We start from the raw sequence: 15,379 nt of genomic DNA, 5'->3' as shown, positions 1-15,379 counted from the left end.
ATGAAGAAGGCTGAATTGGCCATGATTCGCCGCCATGACCTCGATCTCGGCGGATCTATCTGCATGCGATAGCAACTATTGATGTGGCAGATCCGTACCCATGCCCATGGCGTCCGCCGGGGCCGAAGACAACCCCCTCGAGAACCCAAAGGCATCCATGCCGCCCTCCGACCCGTCATCCAGCTTTCCCACGCCCGCGCAGTTGCGCGACCTCGATCCCTCAGACCTCGCCGAAGTGGCCACCGATCTCCGACGCGCGCTGCTGCGCAGCGTGTCGCGAACCGGCGGCCATCTCGCCTCGAACCTCGGCGTGGTCGAGCTCACGCTCGCCTTGCATCACGCCTTCGACACGCCGCGCGATGCGCTGGTCTGGGACGTCGGCCACCAGTGCTATGCGCACAAGATCCTCACGGGCCGCGGTCCGGCCATGGGCACCCTGCGCAAGGTCGGCGGCCTGTCGGGTTTCACCTCGAGGGACGAGTCGCCCTACGACCCCTTCGGCGCGGGCCATGCAGGCACGGCCGTCTCGGCGGCGCTGGGCCTGGCGATGGGCATGCGGGACGATGGCCGCCATGCCGTCGCGATCGTTGGCGACGGCGCGCTGTCGGCGGGCATGACTTTCGAGGCGCTCAACCATGCGGGCAGCTTCGCGGCCCTGCCGCTCGTCGTGGTGCTCAACGACAACGGGATGTCGATCTCGCCCGCGCTGGGCGCGCTGCACCAGCATCTGCGTGGGTTGGTCGAGCGCGGCGCTTCCGCTCGCGGCGATCACCGCTCGCTGTTCGAGCTGCTCGGCCTGCGCTACACCGGTCCCATCGACGGCCACGATGTCGAGGCGCTCGTGGCCGCGTTCCGCGCCGCGAAGCAGTCGCGCGCGCCGCAAGTCATCCACGTCGTCACGCAAAAAGGCCGGGGCTACGCACCGGCCGAGGCGGACCCGACCACCTACCACGGCCCCGGCCCCTTCGATCTCGCCGTGGGCGTGGTCGCCAAGGCGGCGAGCCGCCCGACCTTCAGCCAGGTCTTCGGCGAATGGGTCTGCGATGCCGCGGCGAACGATCCCGCGGTCATCGCGATCACGCCCGCGATGCGCGAGGGCTCCTGCCTGGTCGATTTCGAGCGGCGGTTTCCCTCGCGCTTCGTGGATGCCGCCATCGCGGAGCAGCATGCGGTGACGCTGGCCGCGGGGCTCGCGGCGGCCGGCATGCGGCCGATCGTGGCGATCTATTCGACCTTCCTGCAGCGCGGCTACGACCAGCTCATCCACGACGTCTGCCTGCAGAACCTGCCGGTGCTGTTCGCGATCGACCGCGCGGGGATCGCGGGCGGCGACGGCGCCACGCACCTGGGCGCCTTCGATGTCGCAGCGCTGCGCTGCATTCCGAACCTGCTGCTGATGACGCCGGCCGACGGGCACGAGTGCCGGCGGATGCTCGCGCTGGGGCTGGGCCACGACGGGCCGTCGGCGGTGCGCTACCCGAGGGCCGTCGTGCCCGCGGACGACGGCGTTCGCACGGACCAGCCCCTGGCGATCGGCCGCGGCGTGGTCGTGCGCAGGTCGACGAGAAACAAGCCCGCCAGGGTGGCGCTGCTCGCCTTCGGCCCCTTGCTCCACGCCGCGATGGAAGCCGCCGAAGCGCTCGACGCGACCGTCGCCAACATGCGCTTCGTCAAGCCGCTGGACGAGGCGCTGCTGCTCGAACTGGCCGCGACGCACGAGGTGCTCGTCACGCTCGAGGAGGCCTCGGCCATCGGCGGCGCGGGCGCGGCCTGCGCGGAGCGCATCGCGATGGAGGGGCTGCCCGTGCGGGTGCTGCGCCTGGGCTTGCCCGACGTCTTCATCGGGCATGGGGACCGCAGCGAGCTGCTCGCGCTGCAGGGCCTCGATGCGGCGGGCATCGTCGGGGCGATCCGGGCGTTCGTCGAAATGCACTGACGGCCCGCGCAACGCGCGGATGTAGGGCAAACGCGCCTCTTGCCCCGCCGGCATGGCGCGGCGCCAGGGCTCTGCCCGACAATTCGCGCCGAATCCTCCGCACCCGGCGCGCCTTGTTCTTCAAAAACGCTTCCACCGACATCCGCCGTGAAGGCGAGGGGCCCCTGGCCCGGGCGAGGGCGCGCCTGCCGTCGCCGATCGCCTGCCTGGTGTTCGCGCTGTCGGTGGCGCTGCTGGTGGCCATGGGCGCCTTCTTTGGCGACAACGCCGGCAGCAAGTACCCGCCGGGCGCGACGCAGCACATCACGCGGGCCGACTGGCAGGTGCAGCGCGCGAACGGCTTCATGGCGCCGCCGCTGATCTTCGGCGCCGGGCAACTGCCCGATGCCTGGCAGCCGGTCGAGCTGCCGCTGGCGCTGCCGATCGCGCTCTTGGCCCAGGCCGACGCCAACACGATCTCCGACCCGGGCAAGGAGACGCGCATCACCTGGCTGCGGCTGAAGGTGCCGCCCCATCCCGGCCTGCGCGGACCGCTGGCGCTGTACGGCTCGCGCGTGAAGACCGACGGCACGATCGCGGTCTATGCCGATGGCCGGCTGGTGCACCGCGCGCAGGAGCTGGGGCCGCTGTGGAACAGCACCCGCACGCCGCTGTGGGTGGTGTTCGAGCAGCGCGACGACGGCTCGGCCGCGCGGCCGGCCGAGATCCTGATCCGGCTCGAGCACACGCGCGCCGCGCAGGTCGGCATCGCCTCGCTGTGGCTGGGCCCGGCCGATGCGCTCAAGGGTCGCTACCAGATGCGCCAGTGGCTGCAGCAGGAGCTGCCCGCGATGCTCAGCGCGGCCTTCATGGCGGTGGGCGTGTTCGCGCTGTTCGTGTGGCTGTGGCGGCGCCACGAGACCGGCTATCTGTTGTTCTTCAACCTCGCGACCACCTCGTACCTGCGCGGGCTGCACTTCTACGTGTCGCTGCCGATCGCCAACGACTGGTTCGCCTGGCTCACGGTCAATGCGCTGTTCTGGCTGGTGGCGGTGGTGCACTTCGCGCTGCGGCAGCTGCACGACCGGCCGCTCACGCTGCTGACCTGGGCCGTGACGACGATCACGCTGCTCGTCAGCGTGCTGACCCTGCCCGGCATCGCGCTGCTGCCGAACACGCCGCAGGTCACGCCGCTGATCTACCTGGTGGCGGCGGCCATGGGCACGGTGGTCGGGCTGGTGGGCGGCATCAGCGCCTGGCGCCGTTCGCCCGAGGGGCGGCTGGTGGCGGCCGGCATCGGTGCATGCGTGCTGCTGGGCGCCACCGACTGGATGGTGCAGAACAACATCGTGAGCCCCGAGGGCTGGTACCTGGGCGCCTATGCGAATGCCGTCACCTTCAGCGTCTTCGGCATCCTGCTGTACCGGCGCTACGTGCACGCGATCGGCGAGGTGGAGCGCGTCAACGCCAGCCTCGCGCAGCGGCTGCAGGCGCGCGAGAGCGAGCTCGACCTGAGCCATCGCCGGCTGCGCGAGGTCGAGCGGCAGAAGACCATCAGCGACGAGCGCCAGCGGCTGATGCAGGACATGCACGACGGGCTGGGCTCGTCGCTGATCAGCGCGATCCGCTCGGTGGAAGAGGGCCGGCTCAGCGACCAGAAGGTGTCGCAGATCCTCCAGGGCTGCCTCGACGACCTGAAGCTCACCATCGATTCGATGGAGCCGATCGATGCCGACCTGCTGCTGCTGCTCGCCACCTTGCGCTACCGGCTCGGGCCGCGGCTCGAGGGCATGGGCGTGTCGCTGACCTGGGAGGTGCAGGAGATCCCGCCGCTGCCGTGGCTCGATCCGTCGAGCGCGCTGCACGTGCTGCGCATCGTGCAGGAAAGCATCTCCAACATCCTGCGCCACACGCGCGCCACCACCATCCGCGTCGCGACCGGCACGGACGCCGCGCACGTGTGGGTGCGCATCGAGGACAACGGCCAGGGCTTCGACGTCGAGCAGGCCCTGACCGGCGGCCGCGGCCGCGGCCTGCAGAACATGCAGCGCCGCGCGCTCGCGGTGCAGGGTCACGTGGCGTGGGAGTCGGATGCCGCGGGCACGCGCTTCCTGCTGTGGCTGCCGCTGGTGCGGGCCGAGCGCCCTTCGGGGGCATGAGCCGTCGGGTACAGTGACGGCCCCTTGCCGCCGCACACCGACCCCTCTTCCGCCGACCACGGCATCCGTCTCGAATCCGTCGTGCTGGAGCGCGGCGCACAGCGCGTGTTCGATGGCCTCTCGCTCGAGTTGCGCGACGCGCGCATCGGCGTCATCGGCGACAACGGCGCGGGCAAGAGCAGCCTGTTCCGGCTGATCAGCGGGCTGGAGCAGCCGGGCGAAGGCCGGGTGCGCGTGCATGGCTGCGACACGGTGGCCGATCGCCGGCAGCTCTCGCAGCACGTCGGCCTGATGTTCCAGAACCCCGACGACCAGATCATCTTTCCGACCGTGGCCGAGGAGCTGGCCTTCAGCCTCACGGCGCGCGGCGAATCGCGTGCCGAGGCACGCCGGCAGGCGCGCGACTTCCTCGCGCGGCGCGGCCTCGCGGCCTGGGCCGAGCGCGCCATCGGCGAACTGAGCCAAGGCCAGCGCCAGCAGGTGTGCCTGCTGGCATTGCTGATCAGCCGGCCCGCCACCTTGCTGCTCGACGAGCCCTTCGCGAGCCTCGACCTGCTGAGCCAGGCCCGGCTGTCGGCGCAGCTCGCCGCGAGCGACCAGCAGGTGCTGGTGTCGACGCATGTGCTCGAACACGTGCACGACTTCGAGCGCGTGCTGTGGCTGGCGCAGGGTCGGGTGCAGGCCGACGGCCCGGGCCGCGAGGTCTGCGAGGCCTATGCGCAGGACGTGCGGCACCGCGCTGCCTTGGACCTGCCGCATGCGTAGCCTCTACCTCGATCGCCGCACCTGGATGCACGCGGTGCCGGCGTGGCTCAAGCTCGCGCTGCTGTCGGCCGGCGGCACCGCGCTTGTGCTGACCAACCGGCCGGCGGTGCTGGGCGCGGCCTGCGGGCTGGCGCTCGTACTGTTCGCTTCGCTCGGGCGGCCCGCGTGGGGCCGGGTGCGCACGCTGTTCGGCATCGCGATCGCCTGCGCGCTCATCGTCGGCTTCCATGCACTGCTCGGCACCACGCTGCTCGGCGTGGCGAGCGCGCTGCGCATCGCCACCGCCGCGGTGCTCGCGCTGATGCTCACGCTGACCACGCGCTTCGAAGACCTGCTCGCGGTGCTCGAGACGGTGCTGCATCCGCTGCGCCGCCTGGGCGTGCCCACCGACCGCATCGCGCTCGGCCTGGGACTCACGCTGCGTTTCGCCGAGAACTTCTACGTGCAGTGGCAGCGGCTCGACGACGCGCATCGCGCGCGCGCCGGCCGCGGCGGCGGGCTGCGGCTGCTGGCGCCGCTGACCATCCGTACGCTGCAGACCGCGGAGCGCGTGGCCGATGCGCTCGCGGCGCGACTCGGGCGCTGATCAGCCGGTGGCGCGGAAGCGCGTGAGGCTCACATAGTCCTTGCGCGGGCCGCGCACGGTGTGGCGCAGCGTGAAGCTGCCATCGGCCAGGAAGCGGTAGAGGCTGTCGTAGAGGTCGGCGGCGCACAGGTGCGCGGCGGTGCCAATCCAGGCGCTGGTCTCGTCATCGCCCGGTTGTAGCGCGATCTCGTGGAACAGGCGGGGCGGCTGTTCGGCGAACAGCACCGCGAAGCCGCCGGGACGGCCTTGGTACAGGTACTCGCGATGCGCATCGAAGGCGCGGCCGTCGAGCAGGCGCAGCCGGCCTTCCTCGCGGTAATGCAAGGTGGCGTGCGCCGCGCCTGGCATGGGCCGGAAGACGGCCGTGCCGTGCATCGAAGCCTGGCCTTCGATCGTGCGTTCGAAGGTCCAGCCGCCCGCGAGCCGGGCCCAGACCTCGTCGGCCTCGCCCCATGGCGAGAGGGAAAGGGTGGGGTCAGGCGCCTGCATGGCGGCGACTCTATCCCCAGGCGGAATGGCCCTCCATGTCGGACGGAGGCGATTGATTGTTTCCTTCTCGTGAACGCCGCGGTTCCATTTGCCTAGGGTTTTTACCTAGATTCGAGGCGCACAATTCATCTCACGGACCAGCCGCCGGCTCCAAGACAAGTAGAAGGCAGCGACTGATCTGGGTGAACAGGCACTGACGAGGTGGCCGCCCCCGAAGGGACGGCGCCCCACCAAGACCGGTTCGAATCATCCAAAGTCAAGTCACAAGAATTGAAGGAATACTCAAATGAACGCCTCGAAGCTCCTCTCCGCCGTTGCCCTCTCCCTGCTGGCCGCTGCCGGTGCAGCCCATGCAGAAACCTATGAGGGTGTGCATCCCCTGACCTCGGCCGCCAGCCGCGCCGAAGTCGCCGGTCAAGCCGTCATTGCCGCCCGCAGCGCCGATCCCTATGCCGAAGGCGCGAACGCCGGCCCGGCCCAAGTGATCGTGTCGCAGACCAACCTAGCCACCGTGCGTGCCGAAGCCGTTGCCGCCGCGCACAGTGCCGACCCGTACGCCGAAGGCGCTTCGTCGGGCGTGGCCCCGCTGATCGCCAGCACCGTGGACCGCAATGCCGTGCGCGCACAAGCCCGCGCTGCTGCTCGCGGCGACGCGCTGCCGCTGTAATCGGCACCCAGAACTCGGTCGCATCGCGGGGCCCGTCCCCGCGGTGAGTCGAGAGGTTTAGCCACCCGGAGGCCGGCCTTGCGAAAGCAGGGGCCGGCCTTTCGCTTGAAGGCGGTTAATCCAAAGCATTAACGGCCGATGCCGCGTGCTTCGCGGTCGATGCGGCCGAGAAGCCGGGTCTGTCGCGCAAATCGCACAGACCTGCAGGAGGCGCATCGAGCGCTTTCGGCTTCCATGCGTCGCGCGCGAACCCGCGCGGTCGCTGGCGCACCGCAGCAAGCCACTGCAACGTTGCACCGCCGCGGTGCGCTTCGCCCTCCCGTTCGGCCGATCGCACGAGTCACCGTCCGCCGAATGGCGCATTGCCATGCTGCAATGCATGATCGATGATGTTGCTCGCGGCTCGATGGACCGCACAACGTCATGCTTTCGGCCTACAGCGCCATTGTGGTGCGGGCACGCGAAAATGTACGGGCGCTTCTGCCACGACAAAAGCAAGCACGACCCTCGCCGCCGAGCGCGGCTGACCCATTACGCATGGCCCTCACTCTCGACACCGAAGACACGCGACAAAGGATCCACGATCTCGTGTGGTCAGGCTTTCATCACGACGCCGACGTCGAATGGATGATCACCGACGAGTACCTCGATCCCGACGAGCTGACTTCCGATGACCGGGCCTGGGTCAAGGCCGAGACCGCGCGCGCCTGCGCCGCCAAGCACGTAGCCGAGGCCGAGTGGCCCGCGCAGACCGAATACGACCGCCTCGAAACCGCGTTCGCGCAGCTGCGCGAAGAGAAGATCATCGCGCTGCACCGCGCGGGCAACACGCTGGCCGACGGCCAGGACGACGTGCGCGACGCCTGGCGCGCAGCGGGCCGCGACGCCTCGGGCATCGTGGGTTGCTGCTTCTATCACGCACAGGACCTCGAGCGCGCGGTGCGCACCGGCCGGCTGCACCTGGCCTTCAGCGGCGGCCTGATCCCCGAGATCGCGCGGCGCGAGGCCAACACCATCGCGGTCGGGCAGCGCATCGCCGCGCTGCTCCAGGGCGTCGGCTTCGTCGTGCACTGGAGCGGCAACATCGACGAACGCATCGAGGTCGACCTCGGCCAGTGGCGCAAGCGAGGCCCATCGGCGTGAGCGTGCAGGCCTGGCAGCCGCCGCGCCGCATCGATGCGATCGATTTCTGGCTGCGCTCCCGGTTGCTGGCCACCGCGCACGGGTTGCGCGAGACCTTGCGTCCTTCCGCGCGGCGCTGGCCCAGGGCCGATGCGCTGGCCGACGCGCCCGTGCTGGCGCGCTTCAGTAGTCCGCTGTGGACCGATGGGCGCGACGATGAATTCGCGCTGGTCGCCGGCAAGGTGCAGAACCTGCGCGTGGCGCGCGGCGCCTTCGATGCCATCGAGATCCCCGCGGGCGAAGTACTGAGCTTCTGGCGCCAGCTGGGCCGCCCCAGCGCCTGGCGCGGCTTCGTGCAGGGGCGCGAGCTGCGCGGCGGCTGCGTGGTGCCGACGCTGGCGGGCGGGCTCTGCCAGCTCTCGAATGCACTGGCCACGGTCGGCGCCCGCGCGGGGCTCGAACTGGTCGAGCGCCATGCCCACACCGCGCGCATCGAACAGGCTGCGGCCGCGCCCGACGATGCAGTGGACGCGACCGTGTTCTGGAACTACGTCGACCTCAAGCTGCGCGCGCGCCATGCGTGGCGGCTCGAAGTCGAGCTCACGGCCACCGAGCTGGTGCTGCGCATCCGCGCGTATGCGCCGCGGGTCGCGCCGCGCGTGATGTGGCGTGCGCCGCACGATGTGGGCGCCGATGCGCCATCGCCGCCCGTGGCGCGCGGCTGCCTGAGCTGCGACCGCAACGATTGCTTCCGTCACCGGCCCGCGCTGCCGGCCGCGGCCCAGGGGCGGACCGCCGTGCTGCTCGATGCATGGACGCCCGAATTCGCGTGCTACCTCGAGGCCCGTCATCCCGACGCCGATCGCATGCAGCGCGCGCCCGTGCGGCTGGCTTTCTGGCGGCCGATGACGGATTGGCGCGGCGGCGAGGCGCCGGTGCATCGGCCCTGGCTGGCCAGCGTTCGCGGTGCGCTGTGGCGCCGCCTGTGGGCGCGCCAGGAAGGCGGGCGGCGGCAGGCCGGCGTGATCGATGCGCAGCGCTGGCTCGCCCAGGCCTTCGCGACACGGCTGCTGCCCGAACACACGCAACTGGTGGTCGACCAGGCGCTGTTGCCGCATCTGCAGCGCCTCGGCGCGCTCGACGGACGCGCGTTCACCGTGCTGGCCGGCGCGCTGCCGATGGCCGAGATCGAGGCACGACTCGATGCTGCCGCGGCGCGCTGGCCCGACGACGCCACGCTGCGCGACTTCCGCGCCGCGCCGTCGATGGTGCGCGCCGAGGCCCAGGCCTTCGCGCGTGCGGCTGCGGTGGTCACGCCACATGCGGAAGTGGCGGCCACGATGGCCACCGCGGCGCCGCAGGCCACGCTCGAGCGGCTCGAATGGGTGTTGCCCGGCATCACTTCGCGCGCGAACCGGACCCCGGACGACGGCGCGCCGCTGATCGTGCTGCCCGCCAGCGCCCTCGCACGCAAGGGCGCGCGCGAGCTGGCCGAGGCACTGCGCGACAGCGGATGGCGCCTGCGCGTGCTCGGCACGCCGTCGGCCGATGCCTCGCTCTGGCAGGGCATCGCGCTGGACACGGCCCGCGATCCGCGTGCCGATTGGCTCGACGGCGCCCGCGTGGTGGTGCTGCCCGCGCATGTGGAACACGCGCCGCGCGCGGCGCTGCGCGCGCTCGCGGCCGGCGTGCCGGTGGTGGCCTCCACCGCCTGCGGCCTCGCGGGCCTGCAGGGCCTGCGCGAAGTGAGCGCGGGCGACGTCGAAGGCTTGCGCGCCGCACTGCGAGAAGCGATCGATGGCACGGGCCACTCCAACGAACACGATAACAACGACCAGCGCTTTCCATGACCATCGATCTCCAGACGCTCAAGTGCGGCGAATGCGGCAGCAGCGTGCTCAAGCGCACCGGCCTCAACGAATTCACCTGCAAGCACTGCGGCTCCGTCACGCTGGTGGAGGACGACATCTCCGACCGCCTCGACCGCGTGCTCGACCAGGTCAAGGATGCGGCCGCGCGCCGCCTCGCCGACGAGCAGGCGGCGCGGCAGAAGGTGGCGATGCGCACCGCGGGCTTCGCGGTCGCGGCGGTGGTCGGCATCACCGTGCTCGTGACGGTGGTGCAGATGTTCACGCGCAAGGACACGCCCGAGGTCGGCCGCCGCGCCGCGGTCGCCTCGGTGGTCGACCGCAACATCCCCACCGACGGCCTCAAGCTCGGCGAGCCGCGCCAGGTGCTGGTGGGCAGCGGCAGCTCGGCACGGCCCAAGCTGCTGGTGGTGGTGCGCAACGAGACCGGCAAGCCGCTCGAGCGCGCCAGCGTCAAGGCCGCCTTCTACGAGGGCGAAACACGGCTCGAGGAACGCAGCGAGTCGCTGCCGATCTCGGTGCTCGAGCCCGGCGAGAGCGCGCCGCTGCTGTTCGATCTGCCGAGCGGCAAGAACGTCACGCGCCAGGAGCTGCAGGTGCAGCGCCTCTCGGCGCCCTACCGTTCGGCCGATGGTGCGCGGCTCGCGTTCTCGCGCCTGCGGCTGGTGCAGCAGGGAGACCGCGTGCGGCTGGTGGGGCGCGTGGTCAACGAGCGCAAGGACGCGGCGATCGGCGGCGTCGAGGCGCTCGCTACGCTCTACGACGATGCCGGCAACGTGATCGGCTTCGGCCGCGGCTATGCACAGGGCAACGACATCGCTCCCGGCGCGCGCAGCGCGATCGACATCGACATCGCGCGCTTCGGCCGCGCCGCGCAGGTCGCGGCCTGGGACTACCGCATCGCCTACAGCACCATCGAAGCCGGCGGCTCGCGCACCGCGGTGCGCAGCGCCGACCGCGTGATCCGCACTGCCGGCGCGCCCGAGGTCTTCCATGCCGACCTGCGCCTGAGCACTGAGGACCTGCTGGCCGACGACAGCGAGCGCTTCGACCTCAAGGAGCTCGAGCTGCTGCCGCTGGTGGCCGGCCGCAGCAACATCCAGCGGCCGCTGTTCCTGACCGAACTCGTGAACCGCAGCAAGGACACGGTGGTGATCGCGCCCGGCGGCGTGATCTCGCGCTTCGGCGGCAGCAAGGCCGACGGCGCCACCGCCATCCAGGGCCTGGCCTACCTCTACCCGGGCGAGGGTTTCCCGATCCTGCTGGAGCCGCGCGAGGTCGACCGCATCACCCAGACCCGCGTCGAGTGGAAGCCGATGCGCCGCGCGGCGCTGCCCGGTCCGCGCACGCCGCTCGAAGTGCAGGTGACCGGCACCAAGGCCGAGACCGGCAGCGTGCTGCTCAACTTCAGCCAGCGTTTCCTCTACAAGAGCGTGCAGGTCACGGGCAAGGTGAGCAATCCGGGCACGACCATCGTCGGCAAGGTGCGGTTGTGGGTGAGCCTGCGCGACCGCGACGGGCAGCTCAGCGGCTTCAAGCTGGTCGACAACCTGCCGGCCATCGCGCCCGGCGAGAGCGTGCCGTTCCAGGTGAACGTGGAGCAGAACGGCCGCGACTTCGCGAGCGTCGGCACGCTATACCAAACCGAATAGCCCCGCAGCCAGCGTTTGCGGGCGCTTCGCGCCATGATCGGTGGATGACCGATTTCTCGATCCTCGACCTCTCCCCGATCGTCGAAGGCAGCGATGCCGCGCAGTCCTTTCGCAACTCGCTGTCGTTGGCGCAGCACGGCGAAAAGCTCGGCTACCGCCGCTACTGGCTCGCCGAGCACCACGGCATGCCGGGCATTGCCAGCGCAGCCACCGCGGTGCTGCTGTCGCACGTGGGCGCGGGCACCTCGACGATCCGCATCGGCGCCGGCGGCGTGATGCTGCCCAACCATTCGCCGCTGGTCATCGCCGAACAGTTCGGCACCCTCGAATCGCTCTACCCGGGCCGCGTCGACCTGGGCCTGGGCCGCGCCCCCGGCTCCGACCAGCGCACCGCGCGCGCATTGCGCCGCAACCTCGAATCGGACGCCGACCAGTTCCCGCAGGACGTGATCGAGCTGATGGACTTCATGTCGAAGAACCCGCAACAGGCGGTGCGCGCCGTGCCGGGCGCGGGGCTCGAGGTGCCGGTGTGGATCCTCGGCTCGAGCACCTTCGGCGCGCAGCTGGCCGCGCACCTGGGCCTGCCCTACGCCTTCGCCTCGCACTTCGCGCCGCAGCAGATGATGCAGGCGATCCAGATCTACCGCGAGACCTTCAAGCCCTCGGCGCAGCTCGCCAAGCCCTACGTGATGCTGGGCTTCAACGTGTTCGCGGCCGACACCGACGCCGAGGCCGAGTTCCGCGCCACCTCGTGGCAGCAGGCCTTCGTCAACCTGCGCAGCGGCCGGCCCGGCCGGCTGCCGCCGCCGGTCGAGGGCTACCGGCAGAAGGTCGGTCCGGCCGAGAACGCGCTGCTCGACTCGGTGCTGTCGTGCTCGGCCGTGGGCTCGCCCGACACCGTGCGCGCGGGCGTCGAGGCCTTCATCGAGCGCACCGGCGCCGACGAGCTGATGATCACCTCGCAGGTCTTCGACCACGCCTCGCGGCTGCGCTCCTACGAGCTGCTGGCCCGCATCCGCGACAGCCTGCGCGCCTGAGCGGGCGACCCCGATTTCCCCCACGCCGACCCCGCCTCGCCGGGGCTGGGACAATGTCGCCCCTATGGCAAAGCAACGGATCGTGGTCGGGCTGAGCGGCGGTGTGGATTCCGCGGTGACCGCGCACCTGCTCAAGCAGCAGGGGCACGAGGTGGTCGGCATCTTCATGAAGAACTGGGAAGACGACGACGACAGCGAGTACTGCTCGTCGAACATCGACTTCGTGGATGCCGCCAGCGTGGCCGACGTGCTGGGCATCGAGATCGAGCACGTGAACTTCGCGGCCGACTACAAGGACCGCGTGTTCGCCGAGTTCCTGCGCGAGTACAAGGCCGGCCGCACGCCCAATCCCGACGTGCTGTGCAATGCCGAGATCAAGTTCAAGGCCTTCCTCGACCATGCGATGCGCCTGGGCGCCGAGAAGATCGCCACCGGCCACTACGCGCGCGTGCGGCTGAACGAGGCCACGGGCCGGCACGAGCTGCTCAAGGGGCTCGACCCCTCGAAGGACCAGAGCTACTTCCTGCACCGCCTGAACCAGGCGCAGCTGTCGAAGACGCTGTTCCCGGTCGGCGAGCTGCACAAGACCGAGGTGCGCCGCATCGCCGAGGAGATCGGCCTGCCGAACGCGAAGAAGAAGGACTCGACCGGCATCTGCTTCATCGGCGAGCGGCCGTTCCGCGAGTTCCTGAACCGCTACATCTCGAAGGAACCGGGTCCGATCAAGGACGACCGCGGCCGCAAGCTCGGCGAGCACCAGGGCCTGAGCTTCTACACGCTGGGCCAGCGCCAGGGCCTGGGCATCGGCGGCGTGAAGGAGAAAGGTGCCCAGCGCGGTGCGGGCGACCACTCGCCGTGGTTCGTGGCGCGCAAGGACGTCGAGAACAACACGCTGTGGGTGGTGCAGGGCCACGATCATCCCTGGCTGCTGTCGACCTCGCTGCGTGCCGACGATGCGAGCTGGGTGGCGGGCGAGTCGCCGGTGCCGGGCGCCTATGGGGCCAAGTCGCGCTACCGGCAGGCCGACGCCGCCTGCGAGATGGTGGAGGGCGATGACGCACCGCGCAACGATGCCTTCGCATTGCGCTTCGGCGAGACGCAGTGGGCGGTGACGCCGGGCCAGTCGGCGGTGCTCTATGACGGCGAACGCTGCCTGGGCGGCGGCGTCATCGTCTGAGTCTGTTCAGCGCGGCGGCTGCCGCACCGAATCATCGACATGGATCAGGTCCAGCGGATGCCGCTGGCCGGCCAGGTGGTCTTCCACGCACTGCAGCAGCAGCGGGCTGCGATGCCGCGCCACGCTGACGCGGATCTCGTCGGCCGTCATCCAGAGCGTGCGCACGATGCCGGTGTCGAGCGCCCGGCCCGCTTCGCGCTCGCCGAGCTCGCCGCTGAAGGCGAAGCGCATGTAGGTCACGTCGGGGTCGTCGGCCGAGCGCGCGAGGTAGATGCCGATCAGCGCGGTCGGCGTGAAGGCATGGGCGGTTTCCTCGAGCGCCTCGCGCGCGCAGCCCTCGGCGGGCGATTCGCCGGGATCGAGATGGCCGGCCGGGGTATTGAGGCGAAGGCCCTGATCGGTGTGCTCCTCGACCAGCAGGAAGCGGCCTTCGCGTTCGATCACCGCGGCGACGGTGACGTTGGGTTTCCAGCGGACGGTGGTGTTCATGGGGACGGCTTTCTTCAGCGGTCGCGCGGGGCCCGGGCCATGGCCGGCACGCCGCCGCGCGAATCATCCCCGTATTGGACGCGAAGCCGAAGGCGATGGATGGCCGCGAGAACCCGGTGGCTGCGTTTGCCTCCCCCAAGAGCGCAGCGCCGGGTGGTTGGGTGGTCCGCCGCGGCGGACCACCGAAGCGCTCAGGGGCTGCTGCGCAGCTCGGGCCCGCGAGAGCCGAGCTGGCCGGCCTCGACCGTTTCGAGCCGGTAGCCGAGCCCGTAGATCGCCAGCAGCAGGAAACCGTTGGACGGCCGCAGGTCGAGCTTGGTGCGCAGGCGAGAGATATGGGTGTCGAGCGAACGCGAGAGCGCCTCGACGCCCAGGCCCCACACCGCTTCGTGCAGGTGCTCGCGCGACAGCAGGCGGCCGAGGTTCTGGAACAGGAACAGCGCCAGTTCGTACTCGCGGTTCTTGAGCTCGACCGGCATGCCGCGCACCTTGAGCGTTCGCGAGGGCGGGTAGAAGTGGTAGGGGCCGAAGACCAGCTCGGTCTCGTGCTGCGCGGGGTACGAGCGCCGCAGCAGGGCGTTGACGCGCGCCTCGAGCTCGGTGGCCTGGATCGGCTTGCTCATGAAGTCGTCGGCCCCCGCATTGAGCCCGGCGACCATGTCGGCGTCGTCGCGCCGCGCGGTGATGAACAGCACGGGCAGGCGGCTCTTCAGGTCGTGGCGGATCGTCTTCACGACGTCGAGGCCGCGGATGTCGGGCAGATGCCAGTCGAGAAGCAGCAGATCGAAGGTCTGTCGTCGCATCGAATGCAACAGCGACTTTCCATCTGCGTACTCATGGCACTCGTGCCCGAGCGACGCCATGGTCTGATGAATCAGTTTTCTCTGATGGGCCTCGTGGTCGAGGACAGCAATGCGCATTTTTATTACCCCCTTACTTCCTCCCATGGGCCGCCTCTGTGTACGACTCCAAGTGAGGCGAAGTGTATCTATCTGCGTCTAAGGTAAGTAATCTGCCCTGCAACTAATGCACATGAAGCGATCTTTTAAATGGATTCATCGAAGAATGATTACAAACACGCACAACTTTGTCCTTTAGATGACACGAAGTGCGTGCAGGCGTCGCGGCGTTGTTTTTGCGCTGCATGGTGGGGCGCCGCCCTGGTACCGCCTGAGACCGGTTTCCTTACAGCGCACCAGAGGGAGCGCCGCCGATCCATCACCAATAAGCTATCAAATGGATAGCTAGATTTTCAGCAACCACGGACGTTGGAGCATGGATACTTCGCCCCTTGCGCGACAGATCGGGCCGAATGTCTTGCTGTAAGCTTCGCCCGCATTTCGCGCTGCACCTTGCCCTGAGGAGAACTCTATGCTGATAGGCGTGCCTGCCGAGACAACGACAGGCGAAACCCGAGTGGCCGTGACCCCGGAGACGGCGAAGAAACTGGTGG

At 69.9% G+C, this 15,379-nt stretch carries 13 protein-coding genes; 10 read left to right on the top strand and 3 right to left on the bottom strand.

Annotation, left to right across the window (positions count from 1 at the left end):
* Positions 1-157: 157 nt before the first annotated feature.
* The 4 genes from AC07RV_RS39400 (at position 158) to AC07RV_RS39385 (ending at position 5,425) form a co-directional block, all read left to right on the top strand.
* Entirely contained in the window at positions 158-1,936 is a 1,779-nt protein-coding gene (locus tag AC07RV_RS39400) for a 1-deoxy-D-xylulose-5-phosphate synthase (RefSeq protein WP_296781483.1), read from the top strand.
* 242 nt (positions 1,937-2,178) lie between these two features.
* Positions 2,179-4,074: a sensor histidine kinase gene (locus AC07RV_RS39395; protein WP_296781487.1), complete on the top strand. Its 1,896-nt coding sequence runs from the start codon at positions 2,179-2,181 to the stop codon at positions 4,072-4,074.
* A 24-nt stretch (positions 4,075-4,098) separates the two neighbouring features.
* Entirely contained in the window at positions 4,099-4,839 is a 741-nt protein-coding gene (locus AC07RV_RS39390) for an energy-coupling factor ABC transporter ATP-binding protein (protein WP_296781484.1), read from the top strand.
* Positions 4,832-5,425, top strand: coding sequence for an energy-coupling factor transporter transmembrane component T family protein (locus tag AC07RV_RS39385; protein WP_296781485.1), 594 nt, complete (start codon positions 4,832-4,834; stop codon positions 5,423-5,425). The genes AC07RV_RS39390 and AC07RV_RS39385 overlap by 8 nt, the downstream gene beginning before the upstream one ends.
* Here AC07RV_RS39385 and AC07RV_RS39380 read toward each other — a convergent pair whose 3' ends face one another.
* Positions 5,426-5,914, bottom strand: coding sequence for a DUF6314 family protein (locus tag AC07RV_RS39380; protein ID WP_296781486.1), 489 nt, complete (start codon positions 5,912-5,914; stop codon positions 5,426-5,428).
* A 286-nt stretch (positions 5,915-6,200) separates the two neighbouring features.
* Here AC07RV_RS39380 and AC07RV_RS39375 point away from each other — a divergent pair, with 286 nt between their 5' ends.
* The 6 genes from AC07RV_RS39375 to mnmA all read left to right on the top strand — a co-directional run bounded on the left by AC07RV_RS39375 (position 6,201) and on the right by mnmA (position 13,437).
* Positions 6,201-6,581: a helicase SNF2 gene (locus AC07RV_RS39375; RefSeq protein ID WP_093350449.1), complete on the top strand. Its 381-nt coding sequence runs from the start codon at positions 6,201-6,203 to the stop codon at positions 6,579-6,581.
* A 588-nt stretch (positions 6,582-7,169) separates the two neighbouring features.
* A complete protein-coding gene (locus tag AC07RV_RS39370) occupies positions 7,170-7,724 on the top strand; it encodes a DUF6891 domain-containing protein (RefSeq protein ID WP_495338105.1) in 555 nt (184 codons plus the stop codon).
* Positions 7,721-9,553: a VanW family protein gene (locus AC07RV_RS39365; RefSeq protein WP_296779167.1), complete on the top strand. Its 1,833-nt coding sequence runs from the start codon at positions 7,721-7,723 to the stop codon at positions 9,551-9,553. Before AC07RV_RS39370 ends, AC07RV_RS39365 begins: the two co-directional genes overlap by 4 nt.
* Positions 9,550-11,223, top strand: a complete 1,674-nt coding sequence (locus tag AC07RV_RS39360; RefSeq protein WP_296779164.1) for an FxLYD domain-containing protein — start codon at positions 9,550-9,552, stop codon at positions 11,221-11,223. The genes AC07RV_RS39365 and AC07RV_RS39360 overlap by 4 nt, the downstream gene beginning before the upstream one ends.
* 44 nt (positions 11,224-11,267) lie before the next feature.
* A complete protein-coding gene (locus AC07RV_RS39355) occupies positions 11,268-12,260 on the top strand; it encodes an LLM class flavin-dependent oxidoreductase (protein WP_209546264.1) in 993 nt (330 codons plus the stop codon).
* Between the two features lie 64 nt (positions 12,261-12,324).
* Positions 12,325-13,437, top strand: a complete 1,113-nt coding sequence (gene mnmA / locus AC07RV_RS39350; RefSeq protein ID WP_296779160.1) for a tRNA 2-thiouridine(34) synthase MnmA — start codon at positions 12,325-12,327, stop codon at positions 13,435-13,437.
* 6 nt (positions 13,438-13,443) lie between these two features.
* Here the strand turns inward: mnmA and AC07RV_RS39345 are convergent, their stop codons facing one another.
* Together AC07RV_RS39345 and AC07RV_RS39340 are read right to left on the bottom strand one after the other, a co-directional pair.
* Positions 13,444-13,926, bottom strand: a complete 483-nt coding sequence (locus AC07RV_RS39345; RefSeq protein WP_296779158.1) for an NUDIX hydrolase — start codon at positions 13,924-13,926, stop codon at positions 13,444-13,446.
* Between the two features lie 191 nt (positions 13,927-14,117).
* Positions 14,118-14,846 (bottom strand): response regulator transcription factor, encoded by a 729-nt coding sequence (locus tag AC07RV_RS39340; protein ID WP_093350467.1) that lies wholly within the window; start codon positions 14,844-14,846, stop codon positions 14,118-14,120.
* Positions 14,847-15,379 lie beyond the last annotated feature (533 nt).

Source organism: Variovorax sp. GW821-FHT09B01, assembly GCF_059418345.1.
Note: the sequence above shows the minus strand (reverse complement) of the source record. Positions and strands in the feature narration are given on the sequence as shown.

Bases quoted from the DNA above. Each gene is read 5' to 3' on its own strand.
- AC07RV_RS39395 (WP_296781487.1), top strand. From the start codon at position 2,179: ATGGGCGCCTTCTTTGGCGACAACGCCGGCAGCAAGTACCCGCCGGGC.
- AC07RV_RS39360 (WP_296779164.1), top strand. From the start codon at position 9,550: ATGACCATCGATCTCCAGACGCTCAAGTGCGGCGAATGCGGCAGCAGC.
- AC07RV_RS39380 (WP_296781486.1), bottom strand. From the start codon at position 5,914: ATGCAGGCGCCTGACCCCACCCTTTCCCTCTCGCCATGGGGCGAGGCC.
- mnmA (WP_296779160.1), top strand. From the start codon at position 12,325: ATGGCAAAGCAACGGATCGTGGTCGGGCTGAGCGGCGGTGTGGATTCC.
- AC07RV_RS39355 (WP_209546264.1), top strand. From the start codon at position 11,268: ATGACCGATTTCTCGATCCTCGACCTCTCCCCGATCGTCGAAGGCAGC.
- AC07RV_RS39340 (WP_093350467.1), bottom strand. From the start codon at position 14,846: ATGCGCATTGCTGTCCTCGACCACGAGGCCCATCAGAGAAAACTGATT.
- AC07RV_RS39345 (WP_296779158.1), bottom strand. From the start codon at position 13,926: ATGAACACCACCGTCCGCTGGAAACCCAACGTCACCGTCGCCGCGGTG.
- AC07RV_RS39385 (WP_296781485.1), top strand. From the start codon at position 4,832: ATGCGTAGCCTCTACCTCGATCGCCGCACCTGGATGCACGCGGTGCCG.
- AC07RV_RS39375 (WP_093350449.1), top strand. From the start codon at position 6,201: ATGAACGCCTCGAAGCTCCTCTCCGCCGTTGCCCTCTCCCTGCTGGCC.
- AC07RV_RS39400 (WP_296781483.1), top strand. From the start codon at position 158: ATGCCGCCCTCCGACCCGTCATCCAGCTTTCCCACGCCCGCGCAGTTG.